The sequence below is a fragment of the Verrucosispora sp. TAA-831 genome (genome assembly GCF_050780145.1).
Classification (GTDB): domain Bacteria; phylum Actinomycetota; class Actinomycetes; order Mycobacteriales; family Micromonosporaceae; genus Micromonospora.
Map to the genome: position 1 here is coordinate 6,995,518 of NZ_CP192240.1, position 20,022 is coordinate 7,015,539.

The following is a 20,022-nucleotide window of genomic DNA, read 5'->3' on the forward strand; positions in this document are numbered from 1 at the left end:
TCAGGCCTTGGGGATGTCGAAGAGGTTGGCGATGTTGGCGGCCAGGCCCAGGTCACCCTTTGCCTTGAGCTTGCCGGTCATGAACATCATGACCGGGTTGGCGCCACCCGAGACGATCTTCAGGAACTCGACCGGGCCGAGCGTCAGGGCCAGTCGCGGCTCGTGCTGCGGGGTCTCGTTGACCGTGCAGGTGCCGTCGGCGATGACCACCTCGTACGTGTCGGTGCCGCCGTCGGGGGCGCCGGTGATGTTCCAGTGGATCACCGCGTTGGTGGAACCGGCCCGGTCCGCGCGGAAGATCTGCGGCATCCGGCCGAAGACCTCGCCGAGGATCTTGCCGCGCAGTTCACCCGACATGATCTCGGCGAGCTTGCTATCCGGGGTGCTCTTGACGAGCTGGGCGAACTCCTTCGGGCCCATGTCGGCGAAGTTGGCCGGGTCGAAGTCAGTCATGGAACGCACCTCTCGAACAGTGGTTACTCAGGCGTAACCCTACGCACCGGTAGGTATGCTCGCAAGGTGTCCGCGACACCCGCCTACAAGCGTCTCCCCCGGGCCGTACGCGAGCAGCAGATGCTCGACGCCGCCGTGCGGGTCTTCTCCCGGCGCGGCTACCACGGCGCCAGCATGGACGAGATCGCCGAGGACGCGGGCATCTCCAAACCCATGGTGTACGCGTACCTGGGCACCAAGGAGGAACTCTTCGTCGCCTGCCTGCACCGCGAGGGCACCCGGATGATGGAGGCCATCGCCGGGGCGGCCGTCCCCGACCTGCCCGCCGACGAGCGACTCTGGCGCGGTCTGCGGGCGTTCTTCGGCTTCGTCGGCGCACACCGCGACGGTTGGTCGGTGCTCTGCCGGCAGGCCCGCGCCGAGCAGCCGTTCGCCCGGGAACTGGCCCAGATGCGGACCAGAATGGTCGAGGTGGTCGCCGGGATGCTGGACCACGCGCTGCGGGCCGAAGGGCGTACCGCTGCCGAAACCGAGTTGGAAGTCGTCGCGTACGCGCTGGTCGGGGCGACCGAGTCGCTCGGTGACTGGCTCGCGGACCATCCCGAGGCCGACCCGGCGAAGACCGCGACCCGGATGATGAACGCCGCCTGGCTGGGGGCCGGGCAACTCCTGCGCGGCGTGAGCTGGCAGCCGCCCGAGGAGTTGTAAGGAAGGGCACCTTCCTAACGCCTCCGGTAGAGCAGGGGTCCCTTCCTAACACCCCCGGCTCAACAGCCGCCGTCCGCGCCGCTCGCCGCCCGCCGGTGCGCCCGGTGCCGGAGCCAGCGGATCGCCTCCACCAGCAGCGTCACCGAGATCGAGAGCCCGATGCCGGCCAGGATGCCGTGCAACGGGTGCCGTTCGAAGGCGAGTCCGCCGAAGACGCCGAGCAGCACGCAGTACAGCGCCCACGAGCCGCAACCGATCAGGTCGAAGAGGAGGAACCGGCGCAGCGGATAACGGACCGCGCCCATGGCCAGGGTGACCGCCGTCCGCCCGCCCGGGACGTACCGGGCGGCGATGAGGATGACGCCGCCGCGCCGGTCGACCGCCCGCCGGGCCCACTCCGAGCCGGCCCGGCGTCGGCTGTCCACCGGTGAGTGGTCCAGCCGGCGCGATCCGCCTCCGCGACCGATGCCGTACGAGACGTGGTCGCCCGCGGTCGCACCGAGCGTGGCCACCACGATGATCAGTGCCAGGTTCGGCTCGCCGCCGGTGGCGAGCACGGTGACGCTGATGACCGCCGCTTCCGAGGGCACCAGCGGGAAGAACGCGTCGACCGCGGTGAGCCCGAAGATCAGCAGGTACACCCACGGTGAGGTGAGTGTCTGCCGGAGCAGGTCGAGCGCGGCCTCCATGTCTCCATGCTCAGGGCACAGCCTGTTAGGAAGGGGCCCTTCCTCTACACCAGGCGTTAATAAGGTGCCCTTCCTTACGAACCTGCTTATCGGCGGAGGTGGGGCCGTGCGAGGTGAGGAGCACGGGAGCGCCGAGCGCCTCGCCGACCGCCTCGGGCCAGTCGGTCGCGGGGACCTCGTCGTAGTGAGGGCGCGCCCGCAGCAGGCGGGCGGTGAGCGCGGCCTGCCGGTCGAGGTCGCCGGCCGGGCCCGGGACCAGCCGGTCCAGGCCGTCGTAGCGGCGGCAGATCCGCAACCCGAGATCCCGGTCGGCGAGGTCCAGGTGGGTCAGCGCCAGGCCGTCCACCCCGCCTGCGACCGCCAGGGCGTACGCGTGCGCGACCGCGTCGAAGTGGCCGAACCGGAAGTGGCCCTGCCAGGGGTTCGTCGCGTTGTGCGGGTCGGTCAGCGGCAGCGACGGGTCCTCGGTGACCAGTGGCCCCGGACCGTGCCGGGTGGTGACGGTACGCAGCACCCCGATCCGCAGCGCCGATCCGGCCAGCCCGGCCTCGGCCAGCAGGGCCTCGGCGTTGGCGAAGGTGGTGGTGCTCCACGTGGTGTACGGGTGGAAGCCGTGCCACTCGTCCAGCAGCACGCCCTGGGCGCCCTCGAACACGCACGGCCCGGCCCGCAGCGCTCCGGCCAGCCAGGACCCGTCGACGATCGCCACCCGCTCGGCGAAGGCACGGTACGCCGGCAGGCAGTCCGCGACCGGCGGGGCGTCCAGCGGACCGAGTTCGGCGGTCAGCCGGTCCCGGAGTGCGGTCAACCGCTGGCGCAGCACCTCCGGGCTGCCGCAGTCCGCGACCCGGGGTGCCTCGTCGGGGTGGGCGAGCCCGTACGCGACGGTCTCGCCCACCCCCTGCCCGCAGGAACCGTGCCGGTCGGCTCCCCGGGCCGTCTCCCGGGCCCGGTTGGCGGCCCGGTGGTACGGGGTGGCCAGCAGCGCCGCCCCGTCCACGGTCAGCCGGTCGAAGGCGTCGGGCACCCCCACGGCGGCGAGGTGGTCGGCCTCGGCGGCGAGCGCCAGCGGGTCCACCACGACGTGCCGGGACAGGTGGGTGCGTACGCCGGGGTGGAAGGTGCCGGCACCGAACTGCGCGAACGTGTGGTGTCGGCCGTCGGGCCGGACGACGTTGTGTGCCGCCTGCGCGCCCCCGTTGAACCGGACCACGGTGTGCACCGGGCGGGTGGCGCAGAGCCAGTCCACCACCGTGCCCTTGCCGGCGTCGCCGTACCCGAGGTCGACCACGATCGCGTGCTCCGGACCCGACCCGTCCGCCGGGCCACCCGTGAGCCGGTCTGTCGACCCGCCCACCGGGCCGCCGGCCGAACCGTCAGCCGGGTCGGCCGGAAGCCGGTCCGCCGGAGCGCGCCCGGGTGCCGGGACACCCGGACGCGCAGCGCTCACCTGCTCGTTCACAGCCGGACTACTCCGCCGCCGGTGGTCCGGGTGGCCGGCAGGTCGGCCACCTCGGCGCGGCGTGCCCCGTTCAGCCGGGCCAGTGCCTTCGACACCGTGCGGGTGGCCGTCGAGCCGGTCCGGTCCAGGTCCCGCAGGCCGGTGTCGAGGTCGATGGCCTGCTCACCGAGGCCGACGGTGAGCGCGATCGTCTCGCAGACCGCGTCGAGGTCGTCCAGTTCCAGGGCGTTCTGGCCGAGCAGTCCGCGCCAGAAGTCGAGCACCTTGCGGTTGCCCGAGTAGTGGCTGCCGGCCGGGAGCAGGTAGTAGGTGTCCCAACGGCGGGTCACCTCGTCGACGATCTGCCGCACCGGCACGTCCTCCCGGGGGTCGCCGCCGATCAGGCGGGCCACCTCGGCGGCCTTGACCGCCGGGTACGCCAGCTCGTCGCCGATGATGAAGAGGTAGCCGCGTCGGCCCCGCTTCTCCCAACTGTCGGTGACCGTCCGCCGGGCCATGAAATAGAGCGCCAGTTCGTAGGACTCCATCATCTGGCCGCCACCGCCGCCCTCCAGCACGATCCGCCCGAGGTCCTCGTCCATCCGGTTGTCCGACTCGAACTGGCCGACCTGCAACGGCACCCGGTCGCAGGTGGCGTCGCCGATCGCGCCGAACATGACCTGTGGGTCGCGAGCGTAGCCCTGGCGCAGCAGCAGCCCCAGCAGTTGCGGCAGCTTGGCCTGGAGGGTGCGGGGCACGTGCCCCATCGAGCCGGTCACGTCGAACAGCACCGCGACCGGGGTCGACCGCGGGTGCTCGGCCGAGTCGCGGCTCTCCCGCGTCGCGTCGCGCGGGTCCAGTCGCGGGTGCACCACCTTGGCGCCGCTGTCGCTGTACGAGAACGCGCTCTTGCCGGTGGCCCGGCGGTACCGGTCGGCGGCGGTGTACACGTCGGTGGACCACATTCCGCTGCCCATGGCAGCCTCCTTAGGGGTTGAGGGTGAAGGGTCGGAAGGTGCGCGGCCCGTAGAGCCGGTGCAGCACCTCGTCGAGTTCGGCGAGCAGCCGCCAGGCGTCGTCGGGGCGGTTCGACAGCGACCGCTGCCGGCAGCCCGCCGCGAAGGCGAGCAGTTCGTCCGGGGCGTGGTGCCCCATCAGCCAGGTCATGCACCGGGCGGCCATGGCGATGTCGGTGCCCGGCCCGCACGGCCGACGCTCGGTGACCTCGTCCGGATACCAGTCGCGGTGGTCGGGGACCAGCGCGGACACGACGCCGCCGGGCTCGGTGGCGAAGCACCAGTCGACCAGCACCACGCCGTGCGCGTCCGGCTCGATCAGCACGTGCGGCGGCAGCACCGCGCCGTGCACCACGCCGGCCCGGTGGGCCAGGCCGAGCGCGACCAGCAGCCGTCGCCACATCCAGGCGACGTCGCGGGCGTCCAGCCCGTCCGGGTACGCCCGCCGCACGTCAGCCAGGCTGTGCAGGCCCGGTGCGGTGGCGAGCACGGTGACCTGGCGTTCCGCCCCCGTGGCCGGGTCCTGGTGCGGGAACGTGTCGACCAGCCGGGGCACGTACGGCAGCCAGCGCGGGTCGCCGTGGTCGGCGAGTCGGCGCAACGCCCGCTGTTCGCGGATCATCAGGTCGTTGTCGCTGGCCTCGCGGGGCAGCTTGAGCAGCCGGTCCCCGCCGACGTCGTACAGGTCGGCGAGGTCCCCCGAGTACGCCGGTGCGCCGCAGCGGTAGCCGTGCAGCACGGTCACCCGGCGGGCGCGCCAGCGCGTGGTGACCCGGACGAACGCGTCGGTGGCCTCGGCGCGTACGCCCGGGGCGGCCCGGTCCAGCCGGTCGGGGTGCAGGGCGGTGACCAGTTCCCGGTAGCGGCGTTCCGGCGCGTCGGCGCCGAACAGGTCGTGGTCGTCGCGGGCGGCGGTGACCAGGCGGATCGCCTCGTCGGTCCTCATCGCACCGTCTCCTCCCGGGCGGGCCGCAGCAGCGCCGGGTGCAGCAGCCGGGCGTCGCCGGCCCGGTAGAGCCGGGCCCGGGGCCCGCCCCGGGTGCCGCCGCGCTCGGTGTTGGCGCCGGTGCTCTCCACGAAGCCGGGCACGGAGAGCACCTTGCGGTGGAAGTTGCCGGCGTGCAGCGGGTGCCCCCAGACCGTCTCGTAGACGGCGCGCAGCTCGCCGACGGTGAACTCGGGTGCGAGGAAGCGGGTGGCCAGCGGGGTGTACTCCAGCTTGGAGCGGGCCCGCTCCAGCCCGTCGTCGACGATCCGGCGGTGGTCGAAGGCGAGCTCCCGGCCGGGCAGCTCGGTGACCGGCACCCAGTCGGCCTCGTCGGCGTCGGTGCCGGCCGTGGCGTCCGGCAGGTCGGGGGCGAAGGCGAGGTGGGCGACGGAGACGATCCGCATCCGTGGGTCGCGTTCGGGCGCGCCGTAGCTGGCGAGCTGTTCCACGTGTACGCGCCGCAGCCGCTCCCCGCCGAGCCCGGTCTCCTCGGCCAGCTCCCGGCGGGCGGCGGTGGCCAGATCCTCGTCGGGGCGGACGAAACCGCCGGGCAGCGCCCAGTGCCCGGCGTACGGCGGCTCGGCGCGGCGGATCAGCAGCAGGTGCAGCGCGTCGTCCCGGATGGTCAGCGCGACCACGTCGGCGGTGACCGCCACGGCCGGGTAGGCGTGCGGGTCGTAGGCGGCGAGGAAGTCCTGCTCGTTCACGCTCAATCACTCTCACTCTGAGAACATCTCTATGCGAGAACAACTTAGCGCGAAAAGGAGGGCCGGGCAAGTGCCCGACCCTCACCTCAGCGGATCGTGCCCGTCAGATGCGGTCGTCCCCGCTGGTCGTGCAGGGCGACGTCCCACCCCGTCCCGGCCGCCGTGGCGCTGAACGCCACCGTGCTCGGCAACGGCACCGGCAGCTTGAACGCCACGTCGACCGTGTACGCCTCGGGTAGCCGGTTCTCCAGCGCCGCCAGGCAGCGGGCCTTGCTCCACATCCCGTGCGCGATCGGCCGGGGGAAGCCGAACAGTCGCGCGCCCAGCCGCGAGGTGTGGATCGGGTTGTGGTCGCCGGAGACGCGGGCGTAGTCCGTACCCACCCGGGGGTCGACCCGCCAGCGCGCGGACGCGGTCGGCGGCGCGGGCCGGTCACTCCGGTCGCGCCGCTCGCCACCGCCCGGGGTGCGCTGCCGCCCCAGGTACGTCGAGACGCCGCGCCACACCTCCTCCCCGTCCACCGAGCCGACGAGGACCACGTCGACCTGCCGCCCCCGGTCGTGCGGGCGCAGGTTCTCCGCCCAGGTGGTGAAGTCCAACCGGTCGGCAACCGTGACCGGCCGGTGCACGGTGATCCGGTTGGCCACGTGCACCACCCCGGTCGGCGGGATCGGGAAGTCCGGCGCGGTGATCAGGCGCAGCGCCAGCGGGAAGCCCACGACGTGCGGGAAGGTCGCCGGCACCCGGTCGGCCAGCCGGAACCCGCACACCCGGTCGTAGTCGGCCAACCGGGCCGGGTCCACGGCCACCCGGTCGACGGCCAGCTCCACCGCCGGCACCTCGTCCGTCCGTCGCCCGCCGCGTCCCGGCACCGCGCCGAGCAGGGCCTGCCGGTACAACGGACCGGCCGACGGCAGGGCGGGCAGCGTGACCCGCTCGCGTTGCGCGGTCATCACGCCCCCAACAGGCTCTGGCCGCAGACCCGGACCACGTTGCCGCTGACCGCGCCGGACGCGGGCCAGGCCAGCCAGCCGATGGTCTCCGCCACGTCCACCGGCAGCCCGCCCTGGGAGAGGCTGTTCATCCGGCGGCCCGCCTCGCGCAGCACCAACGGGATGCGGGCGGTCAGCCGGGTCTCGATGAAGCCGGGCGCGACGGCGTTCACGCTGATCCCCCGGTCGCGCAGCGCCGGAGCCAGCGCGTCGACCAGCCCGATCACGCCTGCCTTGCTGGTCGCGTAGTTGGTCTGGCCCCGGTTTCCGGCGATCCCGGCGATGGAGGAGACGCCGACGATCCGCCCGCCGTCCGGGATCAGGCCCCGGTCCAGCAGCACGTCGTTGATGCGTTCCTGGCTGGACAGGTTGACGTCGATGACCTGATCCCAGCGGTCGGCGTCCATCCGGCCGAGGGTCTTGTCCCGGGTGATGCCGGCGTTGTGCACCACCACATCCACCCGACCGTGCCGCTCGGCCAGGTGGTCGGCGAGCCGGGCCGGCGCGTCGGCGGCGGTCAGGTCGAGCTGTACGGCGCTGCCGCCGATCTCGTTGGCGACGCCGGCCAGCGCGTCCCCGGCGGCCGGCACGTCCAGCGCCACCACGGTCGCGCCGTCCCGGGCCAGTACCCGGGCCAGTGCCGCGCCGATGCCCCGGGCCGCGCCGGTGACCAGCACCACCTGCCCGTCCAGCGGGCGGTCCCAGTCCACCGGTGCGCTCGCCCGCCCGGCACCGACCCGGATCACCTGCCCCGACACGTACGCCGAGCGGCCGGAGAGCAGGAACCGCAGGGTCGCCTCCAGGCTGGTCCAGGTGCTCTCGTCGGCCTCCCGCGTGACGTGCACCAGTTGGGCGGTGATGCCCCGACCGAACTCCTTGCCGATGCTGCGGGTCAGCCCCTCCAGAGCCCGCTGGGCGGTCGCCTCGCGCGGCGTGTCGCACTCGGCGGGCGGGGTGCCGAGCACGATCACCCGGCCGCTGGCCTGCACCGCCCGGGCCTGCGGGTGGAAGAAGTCGTGCAGTTGCCGCAGCCCGGTCGAGTCGGTGATGCCGGTGGCGTCGTAGACCAGGGCGGAGCTGGTCGGCGTACGGCCGGAGGTGGGATCGGGGGTGGCGGTGGCCGGGTCGCGCAGGGCGAGCCCGGCGGCGGCCAGGATCCGGCCGACCGGCTCGGCCAGCCGGCCCCCGGTGGAACTGCCGAGCAGGACCGGCCCGGGGAGGATCGGCTCACCCGGCGCGTGTCGGCGAAGTCGTGGCGGATCGGGCAGCCCGAGGCGCTTGACCAGCGCCCGCCCGGCGCCCGACTGGACAAAACTCGCGTACCTGTCGGTCATAGGCGTAGCCTACTGGCGGGTAAGGTACGGCAACACTCCTGAGGAGGCGGATCGTGCAGAAGGTTCGACGGGTCGCGGTCATCGGCGGCAACCGCATCCCCTTCGCCCGCTCCAACTCGCGGTACGCCGACGCCTCGAACGCGGACATGCTCGGCGCCGCCCTGGACGGACTGGTGGCCCGGTTCGGCCTGGCCGGGCAGCGCGTCGGCGAGGTGGTCGCCGGAGCGGTGCTCAAGCACGCCAAGGACTTCAACCTGACCCGCGAGGTGGTGCTCGGCTCGAAGCTCGACCCACGCACCCCCGCGTACGACATCCAGCAGGCCTGCGGCACCGGCCTGGAAGCCGCGATCCTGGTCGCCAACAAGATCGCCCTCGGCCAGCTCGACGTCGGCATCGCCGGTGGTGTCGACACCACCTCCGACGCCCCGCTCGCCGTCAACGAGGACATGCGCCGCACCCTGCTGCGCCTCAACTCGGCCCGGACGCTGGGCGAACGGCTGCGGATCGCCGCCAGGCTGCGCCCGGCCCAGCCGTTCCAGCCGGAGGTCCCGCGCAACGCCGAACCGCGCACCGGGCTGTCCATGGGCGAGCACGCCGCACAGACCGCGCTGCGCTGGAACATCGACCGGCAGGCCCAGGACGAGCTGGCACTGCGCTCGCACCAGCGGCTCGCCGCCGCGTACGACCAGGGGTTCTTCGACGACCTGATCACCCCCTACCTGGGGCTGGACCGCGACCAGAATCTCCGCCCGGACACCACGCTGGAGAAGCTCGGCACGCTGCGACCGGTCTTCGGGGCCAAGGGCCCGGACGCCGAGCGGGCCACCATGACCGCCGGCAACTCCTCACCGCTCACCGACGGCGCCTCCACCGTGCTGCTGGCCAGCGAGGAGTGGGCAGCCGCACACCACCTGCCGGTGCTGGCCTGGTTCACCTGGTCGGAGACGGCGGCGGTGGACTTCGTGCACGGCGACGAGGGACTGTTGATGGCTCCCGCGTACGCGGTGCCCCGGATGCTGGCCCGGGCCGGGCTCACCCTTCAGGACTTCGACTACTACGAGATCCACGAGGCGTTCGCCTCACAGGTGCTGGCCACCCTGGCCGCCTGGGAGTCGCCGGAGTTCTGCAAGGACCGCCTCGGCCTGGACGCCCCGCTCGGCGCCATCGACACCGACAAGCTCAACGTGCACGGCTCCTCGCTGGCCGCCGGGCACCCGTTCGCGGCCACCGGCGGCCGGATCGTCGCCACGCTGGCCAAGCTCCTCGCCGCCAAGGGCAGTGGCCGGGGGCTCATCTCGATCTGCGCGGCCGGCGGCCAGGGCGTGACCGCGATCCTGGAACGCTGACCTCCGGGTCGTCGGCCGTACCCGGTCGGGGCGGGCGGCGGCGGCATCGGGAGAATGGCGGGGTGACGACGATCCCGAACGTGCTCGCCAACCGGTACGCCTCGCCCGAGCTGGTCGCCCTCTGGTCGCCGGAGGAGAAGATCCGGCTGGAGCGTCGCCTCTGGCTGGCCGTGCTCCAGGCCCAGCGGGATCTCGGTGTGCCGGTGCCCGACGGGGTGGTCGAGGCGTACGAGCGGGTGCTCGACGACGTCGACCTGGACTCGATCGCGGCCCGGGAGCGGGTCACCCGGCACGACGTGAAGGCCCGCATCGAGGAGTTCAGCGCGCTCGCCGGGCACGAGCACGTGCACAAGGGGATGACCTCGCGGGACCTCACCGAGAACGTCGAGCAACTCCAGGTGCGCCGCTCGTTGGAGCTGATCCGGGACCGGGTGGTGGCGACGCTGGCCCGGATGGCCTGGCACGCCCACGAGTACGCGGACGTGGTGATGGCCGGGCGTTCGCACAACGTCGCGGCGCAGGCCACCACGTTGGGCAAGCGCTTCGCGTCGGCCGCCGAGGAACTGATCATCGCGTACGAGCGGCTGGAGGACCTGATCTCCTGGTACCCGCTGCGCGGGATCAAGGGGCCGGTGGGTACCGCCGCCGACCAGTTGGACCTCTTCGACGGCGACGCCGAGAAGGTGGCCGAGCTGGAGCGGCGGGTCGCCGAGCACCTCGGCTTCCAGCGGGTGCTGGACAGCGTCGGGCAGGTCTACCCCCGCTCGATCGACATGGCCGTGATCGCTGCGCTGGCACAGGTGGCCGCGGCACCCTCCTCGCTGGCCACCACGATTCGGCTGATGGTCGGGCAGGAGTTGGCCACCGAGGGCTTCAAGCCGGGCCAGGTCGGTTCCAGCGCGATGCCGCACAAGATGAACACCCGCTCGTCGGAGCGGGTCAACGGCTTCGCCGTGATCATCCGGGGGTACCTGTCGATGGTCGGCGAGCTGGCCGGCGACCAGTGGAACGAGGGGGACGTCTCCTGCTCGGTGGTCCGCCGGGTGGCCCTGCCGGACGCGTTCTTCGCCGCCGACGGGCTGTTCCAGACGTTCCTCACCGTGCTCGACGAGTTCGGCGCGTACCCGGCGGTGATCAACCGGGAGCTGGAGCGGTTCCTCCCGTTCCTGGCCACCACCAAGATCCTGGTGGCGGCGGTGCGCCGGGGTGTGGGCCGGGAGACCGCCCACGAGGCGATCAAGGAGCACGCGGTGGCCGTGGCGCTGGCCATGCGTGAGCAGGGTGCCGCCGAGAACGATCTCTTCGACCGGCTGGCCGCCGACCCCCGGCTGGGCCTCACCCGCGCCGAGATCGACGCCCTGGTCGCCGACCGGGCCGCCTTCGTCGGCGCCGCCCCCGCCCAGATCCAGGCGGTGACCACCCGAATCTCCAAGATCGTCCAGTCCCACCCGCAGGCCGCCACCTACGCCCCCCCACCAATCCTCTAACCCTCCCACCCCCACCCCCACCCCCCACCCCACCCCCCCCTGGCGGCGTTGATCAAGGAGTTTTGGCCTCAGGAGTGCTCCTGGGGCGACCGAAACTTCTTGATCAACGCCGCCAGGGCGGGGCAGGGTGGGTGGGGTGGGGGGGGGGGGGTTAGTCGCGGGTGGGGGTTTCGGCGGCGGTGCTGAGGTTGGGGGCGCTGGCGGGTTCGGCGATGCCGCCCGGGGTTCCGGCGAAGGACGGGTCCTGGGCGGTCTCGGCCGCGACGAGGGGCTGGTCTGGCGGCATGACGTCGGGCACCGTCGGTGCCACGATCACGGCGGTGCCGTAGGCGCAGATCTCCATCCACATCTCGCCGCAGTCGCGGCTGTCGAACCGCATGCCCACGACCGCGTTCGCGCCGAGCCGTCGGGCCTCCTCACCGAGCCGGGCCACCGAGTCGGTACGCCAGCGGGTGAGGTTGTCCGGGGCCGACGGGTCGTACGCGCCACCGCGCAGGTTCTTCACCCCCTCGCGGTAGGGGTTGCGGGTCCTGGCCATGGAGGAGACCACCTCGCCGAGGATCTGGCGGATCTCGTAGCCGGGAAGTTGGTCCGTCGTCACGACCAGCACGTTTCTGATGCTGGCAGTCGATGCGGGTCGCCAACGTGAGGGTTGTTCACCTGATCGGATGCTGCAAAACGACGCGGCGCGGACGGCGGGCGCGTAGCCCACCATCCGCGCCGACCGGGCGCTAACCGTCAGACACCGGCCACCGAGGTGATCCAGGCCCGGTTGAACGCGACACTGCCGTAGTTCTGGATGCTCACACCGTCGGCGGTCGAGGCGACGCCGACCTGCGCGCCGTTGTAGAACTGCGGGCCGCCCGAGTCGCCCCGCCAGGCGTTGCCGTTGACCCGGGTGCTCCGGATCGCCTGCCCGCCGTACGCGTCGGAGACGCTGGTGCTGGTCACCCGCACCGACGCGGTCTTGAGCTGGGGGGAGGCCGCGCAGCCGCTGTAGCAGGTCCGGCCCCAGCCGTAGATCGAGTTGGTGGAGTTGACCGGCGGGTTGCTGCTGGCGAGCGTCACGTAGCTGGTGCTCACCGCGCTGGACAGCCGCATCAGGGCCAGGTCGTAGCGGCCGTAGGTGGCGCTGACCGTGCGGGTGACGCCGCCGGAGGAGAGGTTCACGCTGCCCACCCGGACGGACATGCTGCTGCCGATGCAGTGTTGGGCGGTGAGCACCCACTGCGGGGCGATGATCGTGCCTGAGCAGGTGAACGAGCCGTTGCTGAACACGGCCGCCGCCCAGGGCGCCGAGGAGACGGTGCTGCCGCCGATGATGTACGGGCTGACGGGGGAGGCGACGGCGCCGGAACTGGCGCCGACGACGCCGACCATGGCTGTGGCGAAGGCCACGATCAGGGATCGGATGCGCATCGGTAGGGCTCCTTCGGGGTTCGGTGGCTCGGGTTCACCGAGTCGATCTGCGCTGGCGGGAGGGGGTGAACCGCCACCGCTACGCCAATAAATCGACGTATGACGATGTACCGTAGGGCTCGGTGAGGTGTTTCACAAGAGGCGCATCGAAACAATCGGATGTAACAGCCGGATCGTCCGACGTCGGGGAAGGAGGGTCGATTGGTCCCCTGTCGCCCGCCCTGAGGGGGTCGAGACCCGTCCGGACCGGGCCTCCCGGCAACGAACCCGTATCGAGACTGCAACGAACCCGTATCGGTCCCGAAGGCCCCACGCGGGCACGGTCGGACACCGCCCGGACCGCGTCCGGCCGGTGCGTCTGGTGCCGTATCTGCCAGGTAGGCTGGCTGCGCTCGCCCGTTGTGGGTCGGCACCCAACTGCGTACACAGTCAGGAGTGCCCAGTGCCTCGCGTCGTCGTCGACGTCATGCTCAAGCCCGAGATCCTCGATCCTCAGGGCCAGGCCGTCGCAAACGCGCTGCCCCGGCTCGGCGTCAACGACGTCGCCTCGGTACGGATCGGCAGGCGGATCGAGATCGACTTCACCGGTGAACCGGACCTGGACCGGGCCCGGGAGATCGCCGACAAGTTGCTCGCCAACCCGGTCATCGAGGACTTCACCGTCCACCTGGTCGAGGCCGACGAAGCCGCGGACGCCCGCTCGTGACCGCCCGGGTCGGTGTGGTGACGTTCCCCGGCTCGCTCGACGACGGGGACGCGGCCCGGGCCGTCCGGATCGCCGGCGCGGAGCCGGTCCGCCTCTGGCACGGGGACGCGGAGCTGCACGGGGTGGACGCGGTCGTCCTGCCCGGCGGCTTCTCCTACGGTGACTACCTCCGTTGCGGTGCCATCGCCCGGTTCGCCCCGGTGATGGAGAGGGTCGTCGACGCCGCAGCGGGTGGCCTGCCGGTGCTCGGCATCTGCAACGGCTTCCAGATCCTCTGCGAGGCCCACCTGCTGCCCGGTGCGCTCACCCGCAACCAGCACCTGCACTTCCGCAATCGCGACCAGGTCCTGCGGATCGAGGCGACCGGCACGGCCTGGACGAACGTGTTCCAGCCCGGCCAGGAGGTGCTGATCCCGGTCAAGAACGGCGAGGGTTGCTACGTCGCCGACCCGGCGACGCTGGACGAGCTGGAGGCCGAGGGGCGGGTCGTCGCCCGGTACCTCGGCGGCAACCCGAACGGGTCGCAGCGCGACATCGCCGCGATCACCAACCCCGCCGGCAACGTGGTCGGCATCATGCCGCATCCCGAGCACGCGGTGGAGGCGCTCACCGGCCCCTCCCTCGACGGCCTCGGCTTCTTCACCTCGGTGCTCAAGCATCTGGTGGGGACGCCGGCGTGACCGTCGGCTGCGGGATCAACGGTCAGCTCATCCGCCCCGACGGCGGCGAGCGCAACGAGGAGATGTCATGACCACGCATCCGGACCCGGTACGGGAGACCCCGGAGGCATTCTCGGCCGCGCCGGTCCAGCCGAACCCGGCTGCCGCCGCGCCCTCGGCCGTCGTGCCCCGGCACGCCGCCGCGCAGGACGCCACCGACTGGACCGACGGGGTGGACACCGTCCCGGCCGCCGACGGCAGCCCGGACGAGCTCCAGCCCTACGCCGAGCTCGGGCTCCGGGACGACGAGTACGACCGGATCCGGCACATCCTGGGCCGCCGGCCGACCCAGTCCGAGCTGGCGATGTACTCGATCATGTGGAGCGAGCACTGCTCCTACAAGTCGAGCAAGGTCCACCTGCGGCAGTTCGGCGAGAAGGCCCCGCCCAGCGACCGGTTGTTGGCCGGCATCGGCGAGAACGCCGGTGTGGTGCAGATCTCCGACGAGCTGGCGGTGACCTTCAAGGTCGAGTCGCACAACCACCCGAGCTTCGTCGAGCCGTACCAGGGCGCCGCCACCGGCGTCGGCGGCATCGTCCGCGACATCCTGGCCATGGGCGCCCGCCCGGTGGCGGTGATGGACCCGCTGCGCTTCGGTGCCGCCGACCACCCCGACACCGCCCGGGTGCTGCCCGGCGTGGTGGCCGGCGTCGGCGGGTACGGCAACTGTCTCGGCCTGCCCAACATCGGCGGCGAGGTCGTCTTCGACCCCTGCTACCAGGGCAACCCGCTGGTCAACGCGCTCTGCCTCGGCGTCCTTCCGGTGAGCCGTCTGCAGAACAAGGCCGCCGTCGGCCCCGGCAACGTCGTGGTGCTGATGGGCGCCAAGACCGGTCGGGACGGCATCGGCGGCGTCTCCGTCCTGGCCAGCGCCACCTTCAGCGAGGGCAGCGAGAAGCGTCGCCCGTCGGTGCAGGTCGGTGACCCGTTCATCGAGAAGTTGCTGATCGAGGCGTGCCTGGAGCTGTACGACGCCCAGCTCGTCGCCGGCATCCAGGACCTCGGCGGTGCCGGGCTGACCTGCGCGCTCACCGAGACCGCCGCGGCGGCCGGCACCGGCATGCGGGTCTGGCTGGAGCGGGTGCCGCTGCGCGAGCCGTCGATGGAGCCGCACGAGATCCTGGCCAGCGAGTCGCAGGAGCGGATGCTCCTGGTGGTCGAGCCGGACAAGCTCGACGCGGTGCTCAAGACCTGCGAGAAGTGGGGCGTACTGGCCACCGCCATCGGTGAGGTCACCGCGCCGCAGCCGGACGGCCAGCCCGGCCGCCTGCTGATCACCTGGCGGGACCACCTGGTGGTCGACGTGCCGCCGGGGTCGCTGGTGGACGACGGCCCGGTCTACGCCCGCCCGATGCGGGAGCCGGCAGACCTGATCCTGCTCCAGGCCGACCGGGCCGAGACGCTGCCCCGGCCGACCGACCCGGACGCGCTGCGCGAGACCCTGCTGCGCATGGTCGCCTCGCCGAACCTGGCCGACAAGACCTGGGTCACCGAGCAGTACGACCGGTACGTGCTGGGCAACACCGTGCTCGCCCAGCCGGAGGACTCGGGCGTGATCCGGATCGACGAGCGGACCGGCCTGGGCGTGGCGCTCTCGGTGGACGGCAACGGCCGGTACGCCCGGCTCGACCCGTACCACGGTGCCAAGCTGGCGCTGGCCGAGGCGTTCCGGAACGTCGCCGTCACCGGCGCGACGCCGATCGCGGTCACCGACTGCCTGAACTTCGGCTCGCCGGAGGACCCGGGCGTGATGTGGCAGTTCGCCGAGGCCGTGCGCGGCCTGGCGGACGGTTGCGCCGAGCTGGGCATCCCGGTCACCGGCGGCAACGTCAGCTTCTACAACCAGACCGGGGCGGCGGCCATCCACCCGACCCCGGTGGTCGGCGTGCTCGGCGTGCTGGAGAACGTGGCCGAGCGGGTCGCATCCGGCTTCGTCGCGCGCACCAACAACGACCACGACCAGCTCTTCCTGCTCGGTGAGACGCACGTGGAGCTCTCCGGCTCGGAGTGGGCCTGGGTCACCCACGAGCACCTCGGCGGCGTACCCCCGCAGGTCGATCTGGCGCGGGAGAAGCAGCTCGCCGGGCTGCTCGCCGCCGCCGCCCGGGTCGGTCACCTCAGCTCCGCGCACGACCTCTCCGACGGCGGTCTCGCGCAGAGCCTGGTGGAGTCCTGCCTGCGCCACGACGTCGGCGCGCGGATCGCGGTGCCGGAGCGGTTCGAGGGCGGCTCGATGCCGTTCGTCTTCCTGTTCAGCGAGTCCGCCGGTCGGGTGCTCGTCTCGGTGCCGCGTGGACACGAGAAGGCGTTCACCGCGCTCTGCGCCGAGCACGGCGTGCCGTGGGAGCTGATCGGGGTCACGGACTCCACCGCCGCCGCGCTCGAGGTGCACGGCCAGTTCCGGATCGAGCTGGACGAGCTGCGCGAGGCGCACACCAACACGCTGCCCAAGCTATTCGGGGGCGTGCAGCAGTTCGAGGTGACCGCGGCGGTGGCCGTCGAGACGCCGGCCGAGGACGAGGCACCCGAGACTGCCGGGTCCACGGACGACGCCCCGACCGCCGAGGCGGCTCCGGTCGCCGACGTGACGCCGGAAACCGCCGCCGTGGCGGACGAGGCGCCGACGTCGACGGACGAGGTCTCCCCGACCGACGGCCCGGTCGCCGAGCCCGAGGAGCCGACGACGCCGACCGCCGAGGCCGAGCCGGAGACCGCCACGGTCGCCGAGCGTCCGGCCGAGCGGGCGACGCCACCGGTCCGGGCGACCGCCGCCGGTGAGACCTCGCCGGTCGGGGACGACCCGGCAGACCGGGCCGGGGCCGAGGTTCCGCAGCCCGGTGCGACCGAACAGCCTGCCGCGCCCGACGAGCGCTGAGGCGGTGGCCTCGGCCGTCTTTGCCCAACCCGGATCGGGAGCCCGGTTCGACTGGGGCCTTGCCGGCGCGGCCGAACTGGGCCGGGTCTGCGCGGCACTGGTGGTGGTGGACGTGTTGTCGTTCACCACCACCGTCGAGGTGGCCGTCGGGCGGGGGATGCGGGTACACCCGTTCCCCTGGGGAGCCCAGGCCGCCGACTACGCACAGCGGATCGGCGCGGTGGTCGCGACCGGTCGCCGGCAGAGCGCCCGACATCCGTGGTCGCTGTCGCCCGCCGCGCTGAGCCGGGCACCCTTCGTCGCCGAGCTGGTGCTGCCCTCCCCGAACGGCTCGGCCATCAGCGCTGCCGCCAGCGCCACCGGCGTACCGGTGGTGGCCGCCAACCTGCGTAACGCCCGCGCCGTCGGGAGCTGGCTGCTGCGCCAGGGGTACGGCTCGACCACCGACCCGATCGGCGTGGTCGCCGCCGGAGAGCAGTGGCCGGACGGCTCGCTCAGGCCGTCGGTGGAGGACCAACTCGGTGCGGCCTGCGTCCTGGACGCCGTCTCCGGGGTGCCGGGTGGCCTGTCGGTGGAGGCGGCGGTGGCACTCGCCGCGTTGGCCAGCACGCCGGACATCCCTGCGGCGGTCCGGGGCTGTGTGTCCGGCCGCGAGCTGATCGAGGCCGGCTTCTCCGACGACGTCGAGATCGCGGTACGGGTCGGCGACTCCGACGTGGTCCCGCTGCTGCGGCACGGCGTCTTCTCCGCCGCCTGACCGGGTCCCGTCCGGCCACCGTGGACCCCGTGTGAGACCGGGTCCACCGTCGACGACGAGAGCCGTGGACCTTCTCCGGTCCACGGCTCTGCTCGTCGGTGCTCCCGCATCAACGGGTACGCGGTATGGGTCGTCAGTCGTCCATCCAGTCCAGCCGACGCCCGCCCCGCTCCTGCCCCGGGCCGTCCGGCCGACCGCGACCGGCCTGCGCCGGATCGCCGTAGTAGCCGTCACCCTGCTGCTGCTGCTCGTAGCTGTTGTCGTAGCCGCCGCGCTGACGTGGCGGCTCCTGACCGTAGCCGCCGCCCTGGCCGTAGCCACCCTGCTCGTAGGCGTTGTCGTAACCACCGCGCTGCTGCGGTGGCTCCTGGCCGTAGCCGCCGCCCTGGCCGTAGCCACCCGGGGCGTACCCGGTGGGTTCGTTGTAGTTGTCGTAGCCCGCGCGCTGCTGCGGTGCTTCCTGGCCGTAGCCGGCGGGCTCGTGGTAGCCGCCGGTCGGCTCCGCGCCGTGGCCGTAACCGCCGGTCGGCTCGCCCCGGCCGTAGCCTCGGGTGCTGTCGCCGCCCTGGCCGTAACCGCCGGGCTCGCCCTGGCCGTAGCCTCGGGTGGTGTCGCCGCCCTGGCCGTAGCCGCCGGTCGGGTCACCCTGGCCGTAGCCGCCGGTCGGGTCACCCTGGCCGTAGCCGCCGGTCGGGTCACCCTGGCCGTAGCCTCGGGTGCTGTCGCCGCCCTGGCCGTAGCCGCCGGTCGGCTCGCCCCGGCCGTAACCGCCGGGCTCGCCCTGGCCGTAACCCTGGCCACCCTCCGGCTGGTAGACGCCGGTCGCGTACGGGTCGGCCGGTGCCGGGTAACGGGTGTCGTCGCCCTGGTAGCGCCCGGTCGGCTCGTCGTACCGCTCGCCGCCGTAGCCGGCGGCGCCACCGGCACCGGCCGGCGGGTACTCGGACCCGCCGCCGCCCGCACCGTAGTCACGGCTGCCGTAACCGCCACTTGAGGACGGGCTGGCGCCGTAGCCACCGCCCGAGGAGGGGGCGTTGCCGTATCCGCCGCCGGAGGAAGGAGCGTTGCCGTAACCCGGGCCGCCGCCGTAGCCGCCGCCCTGCTCGTCGCCGTAACCGCCCGACCATGCCTGGCCCGACCCGCCGGCCGCGCCGTACGGCTGCGGAGGTGCACCGTACGGGTCCGGCGGGACGTCGTCGACCACCGGCTGGTGCATCATCGTCGGCGCGTTGGCCAGCCCCGGACCACCCACCATGGTCGGGTCCGGAGTGGAGCCGACCCGGTTCACCACCCGGGTCTGGTCGTCCGCCCCGGCGAACGAGCCCCGGGCCGCGGGTACCGCTCCGGCCGGCGCTCCGCTGGCGGGCTCACCGTCGGGATCGGCGTCCTCGTTCTCCCGGCGCTTCATCCAGAGCAGCACGATCGTGCCGACACCGATCGCCACGAACAGACCGCCGAGCAGGATCAGCAGCCAGTTGCCGAAGCCGCCGGAGCTCTCGTTGCCGGCCGGGGCCTGGGCGACGGGGGTCTCACCGGGCGTCTGCGGCTCGTCGGTCTCGTCGTCCGCGAACGGGTCCTCGGTCGGCTCCACCGACTCGCTGGCCGAGGGGGTGGCGCTCGGGCTGGCCGAGGACTCGATGGGAAGCGTGATCCGCCGCCCGGTGATCTGCTGGCCGGCGTTGGCGGTGAAGCTGACCGTGGCCCGCTTGTCGCCGACACTCGCGCCGATGTCGATCCGGCCGGGCGCGATCGGGTTGTCGCTGTTGCCGGTGAAGCGGAAGTTGCCGTTGCCGTCGCTTGTGGTGTCCCGCTGCCGGCCGGCGCTGTCCACCAGCAGCACGTAGGCGTTCGGCACCGCGGCGCCGGACCGCTCCACGATCTTGCCCGCGATGGAACGCACCGACTGCGGCGCCTGGGAGGTGGGCGGGGCGTTGGGCCCGCGCACCGTCATGTCGCGCTCGTCGCCACCCTGGTCGCCACCGGCCCGGGCGGCGACCCGCACCCGACCGGAGCGCTCCTGACCGGCCGCCACGTCGCCCGCGACCAGGTTGACCGTGATCGACACCTCTTCGTTGGGCCCGATCACGCGCGCGGGGATGTTGCAGTCACCCTGGCAGCTCAGACCGTTGAAGGTGTTGACGGAGATGTTGAACGGCGTCGGCAGCTCGTTGTTGTTCTTGACCCGGAACGTCATCGACGTCTGCTGACCGGACTGGAGAGTGCCGTTCGGCAGGTTGGTGATCTGGACGTCCGGGTTCGCGGCGAGTGCGGGTGTGGCGGGGACGGCGAGTAGGGCACCGACAATCAGCGCTACGACCACACCGGCCCGCTTTTGCCAGGCTCGTCGGTGTGTTGACACGTCCACCGCCTTCCGGACTGACCTCC

Annotated in this window: 18 protein-coding genes; 7 read left to right on the forward strand and 11 right to left on the reverse strand. The window is 72.7% G+C overall.

Features of this window, described 5'->3' with window-relative positions; all coding sequences use genetic code 11:
• Positions 1-453 carry an SCP2 sterol-binding domain-containing protein gene (locus tag ACQVFL_RS31135; RefSeq protein ID WP_396696624.1) on the reverse strand — a complete coding sequence of 151 codons (453 nt, stop codon included), beginning with the start codon at positions 451-453 and terminating at the stop codon, positions 1-3.
• A 66-nt stretch (positions 454-519) separates the two neighbouring features.
• Between ACQVFL_RS31135 and ACQVFL_RS31140 the strand changes: the two genes are divergently transcribed.
• On the forward strand, positions 520-1,161 hold the full coding sequence (locus ACQVFL_RS31140; protein ID WP_431728218.1) for a TetR/AcrR family transcriptional regulator: 642 nt from the start codon (positions 520-522) through the stop codon (positions 1,159-1,161).
• 59 nt (positions 1,162-1,220) lie between these two features.
• On the opposite strand, the gene ACQVFL_RS31145 is transcribed toward ACQVFL_RS31140, so the two are convergent.
• The 7 genes from ACQVFL_RS31145 to ACQVFL_RS31175 all read right to left on the reverse strand — a co-directional run bounded on the left by ACQVFL_RS31145 (position 1,221) and on the right by ACQVFL_RS31175 (position 8,328).
• Positions 1,221-1,850: a DedA family protein gene (locus tag ACQVFL_RS31145; protein WP_396696628.1), complete on the reverse strand. Its 630-nt coding sequence runs from the start codon at positions 1,848-1,850 to the stop codon at positions 1,221-1,223.
• A 25-nt stretch (positions 1,851-1,875) separates the two neighbouring features.
• Positions 1,876-3,207, reverse strand: coding sequence for an adenylosuccinate synthetase (locus ACQVFL_RS31150; protein WP_431728219.1), 1,332 nt, complete (start codon positions 3,205-3,207; stop codon positions 1,876-1,878).
• A 101-nt stretch (positions 3,208-3,308) separates the two neighbouring features.
• The gene (locus tag ACQVFL_RS31155) at positions 3,309-4,268 is read right to left on the reverse strand and encodes a hypothetical protein (protein WP_396696630.1); all 960 of its coding nucleotides are present in this window, start codon (positions 4,266-4,268) and stop codon (positions 3,309-3,311) included.
• A 10-nt stretch (positions 4,269-4,278) separates the two neighbouring features.
• Positions 4,279-5,253, reverse strand: a complete 975-nt coding sequence (locus ACQVFL_RS31160) for a serine/threonine protein kinase (protein WP_431728220.1) — start codon at positions 5,251-5,253, stop codon at positions 4,279-4,281.
• On the reverse strand, positions 5,250-6,008 hold the full coding sequence (locus tag ACQVFL_RS31165; RefSeq protein ID WP_431728221.1) for an NUDIX hydrolase: 759 nt from the start codon (positions 6,006-6,008) through the stop codon (positions 5,250-5,252). Before ACQVFL_RS31165 ends, ACQVFL_RS31160 begins: the two co-directional genes overlap by 4 nt.
• An 80-nt stretch (positions 6,009-6,088) precedes the next feature.
• Positions 6,089-6,955, reverse strand: a complete 867-nt coding sequence (locus tag ACQVFL_RS31170) for a MaoC/PaaZ C-terminal domain-containing protein (protein WP_431728222.1) — start codon at positions 6,953-6,955, stop codon at positions 6,089-6,091.
• Positions 6,955-8,328 carry a 3-oxoacyl-ACP reductase gene (locus ACQVFL_RS31175; protein ID WP_431728223.1) on the reverse strand — a complete coding sequence of 458 codons (1,374 nt, stop codon included), beginning with the start codon at positions 8,326-8,328 and terminating at the stop codon, positions 6,955-6,957. Before ACQVFL_RS31175 ends, ACQVFL_RS31170 begins: the two co-directional genes overlap by 1 nt.
• Before the next feature lie 53 nt (positions 8,329-8,381).
• On the opposite strand from ACQVFL_RS31175, the gene ACQVFL_RS31180 reads away from it, so the two are divergent.
• Together ACQVFL_RS31180 and purB are read left to right on the forward strand one after the other, a co-directional pair.
• On the forward strand, positions 8,382-9,674 hold the full coding sequence (locus ACQVFL_RS31180; RefSeq protein ID WP_431728224.1) for an acetyl-CoA C-acetyltransferase: 1,293 nt from the start codon (positions 8,382-8,384) through the stop codon (positions 9,672-9,674).
• A gap of 62 nt (positions 9,675-9,736) precedes the next feature.
• On the forward strand, positions 9,737-11,161 hold the full coding sequence (purB, locus tag ACQVFL_RS31185) for an adenylosuccinate lyase (RefSeq protein WP_431728225.1): 1,425 nt from the start codon (positions 9,737-9,739) through the stop codon (positions 11,159-11,161).
• 151 nt (positions 11,162-11,312) lie between these two features.
• Here the strand turns inward: purB and ACQVFL_RS31190 are convergent, their stop codons facing one another.
• Together ACQVFL_RS31190 and ACQVFL_RS31195 are read right to left on the reverse strand one after the other, a co-directional pair.
• Entirely contained in the window at positions 11,313-11,876 is a 564-nt protein-coding gene (locus ACQVFL_RS31190) for a YbjQ family protein (protein WP_396691916.1), read from the reverse strand.
• A 23-nt stretch (positions 11,877-11,899) separates the two neighbouring features.
• Positions 11,900-12,580, reverse strand: a complete 681-nt coding sequence (locus ACQVFL_RS31195; RefSeq protein ID WP_431728226.1) for a S1 family peptidase — start codon at positions 12,578-12,580, stop codon at positions 11,900-11,902.
• A 442-nt stretch (positions 12,581-13,022) separates the two neighbouring features.
• Between ACQVFL_RS31195 and purS the strand changes: the two genes are divergently transcribed.
• The 4 genes from purS to ACQVFL_RS31215 all read left to right on the forward strand — a co-directional run bounded on the left by purS (position 13,023) and on the right by ACQVFL_RS31215 (position 17,637).
• Positions 13,023-13,286, forward strand: coding sequence for a phosphoribosylformylglycinamidine synthase subunit PurS (gene purS, locus ACQVFL_RS31200; protein ID WP_131051412.1), 264 nt, complete (start codon positions 13,023-13,025; stop codon positions 13,284-13,286).
• Positions 13,283-13,966, forward strand: a complete 684-nt coding sequence (purQ, locus tag ACQVFL_RS31205; RefSeq protein ID WP_396691918.1) for a phosphoribosylformylglycinamidine synthase subunit PurQ — start codon at positions 13,283-13,285, stop codon at positions 13,964-13,966. Before purS ends, purQ begins: the two co-directional genes overlap by 4 nt.
• Positions 13,967-14,033: 67 nt before the next feature.
• Positions 14,034-16,880 carry a phosphoribosylformylglycinamidine synthase subunit PurL gene (purL, locus tag ACQVFL_RS31210; RefSeq protein WP_396691919.1) on the forward strand — a complete coding sequence of 949 codons (2,847 nt, stop codon included), beginning with the start codon at positions 14,034-14,036 and terminating at the stop codon, positions 16,878-16,880.
• A 4-nt stretch (positions 16,881-16,884) separates the two neighbouring features.
• Complete coding sequence (locus ACQVFL_RS31215; protein WP_431729920.1) at positions 16,885-17,637, forward strand: 2-phosphosulfolactate phosphatase; 753 nt, start codon at positions 16,885-16,887, stop codon at positions 17,635-17,637.
• Positions 17,638-17,770: 133 nt separating this feature from the next.
• Here ACQVFL_RS31215 and ACQVFL_RS31220 read toward each other — a convergent pair whose 3' ends face one another.
• The gene (locus ACQVFL_RS31220; RefSeq protein ID WP_431728227.1) at positions 17,771-19,957 is read right to left on the reverse strand and encodes a carboxypeptidase-like regulatory domain-containing protein; all 2,187 of its coding nucleotides are present in this window, start codon (positions 19,955-19,957) and stop codon (positions 17,771-17,773) included.
• Between the last annotated feature and the right edge of the window lie 65 nt (positions 19,958-20,022).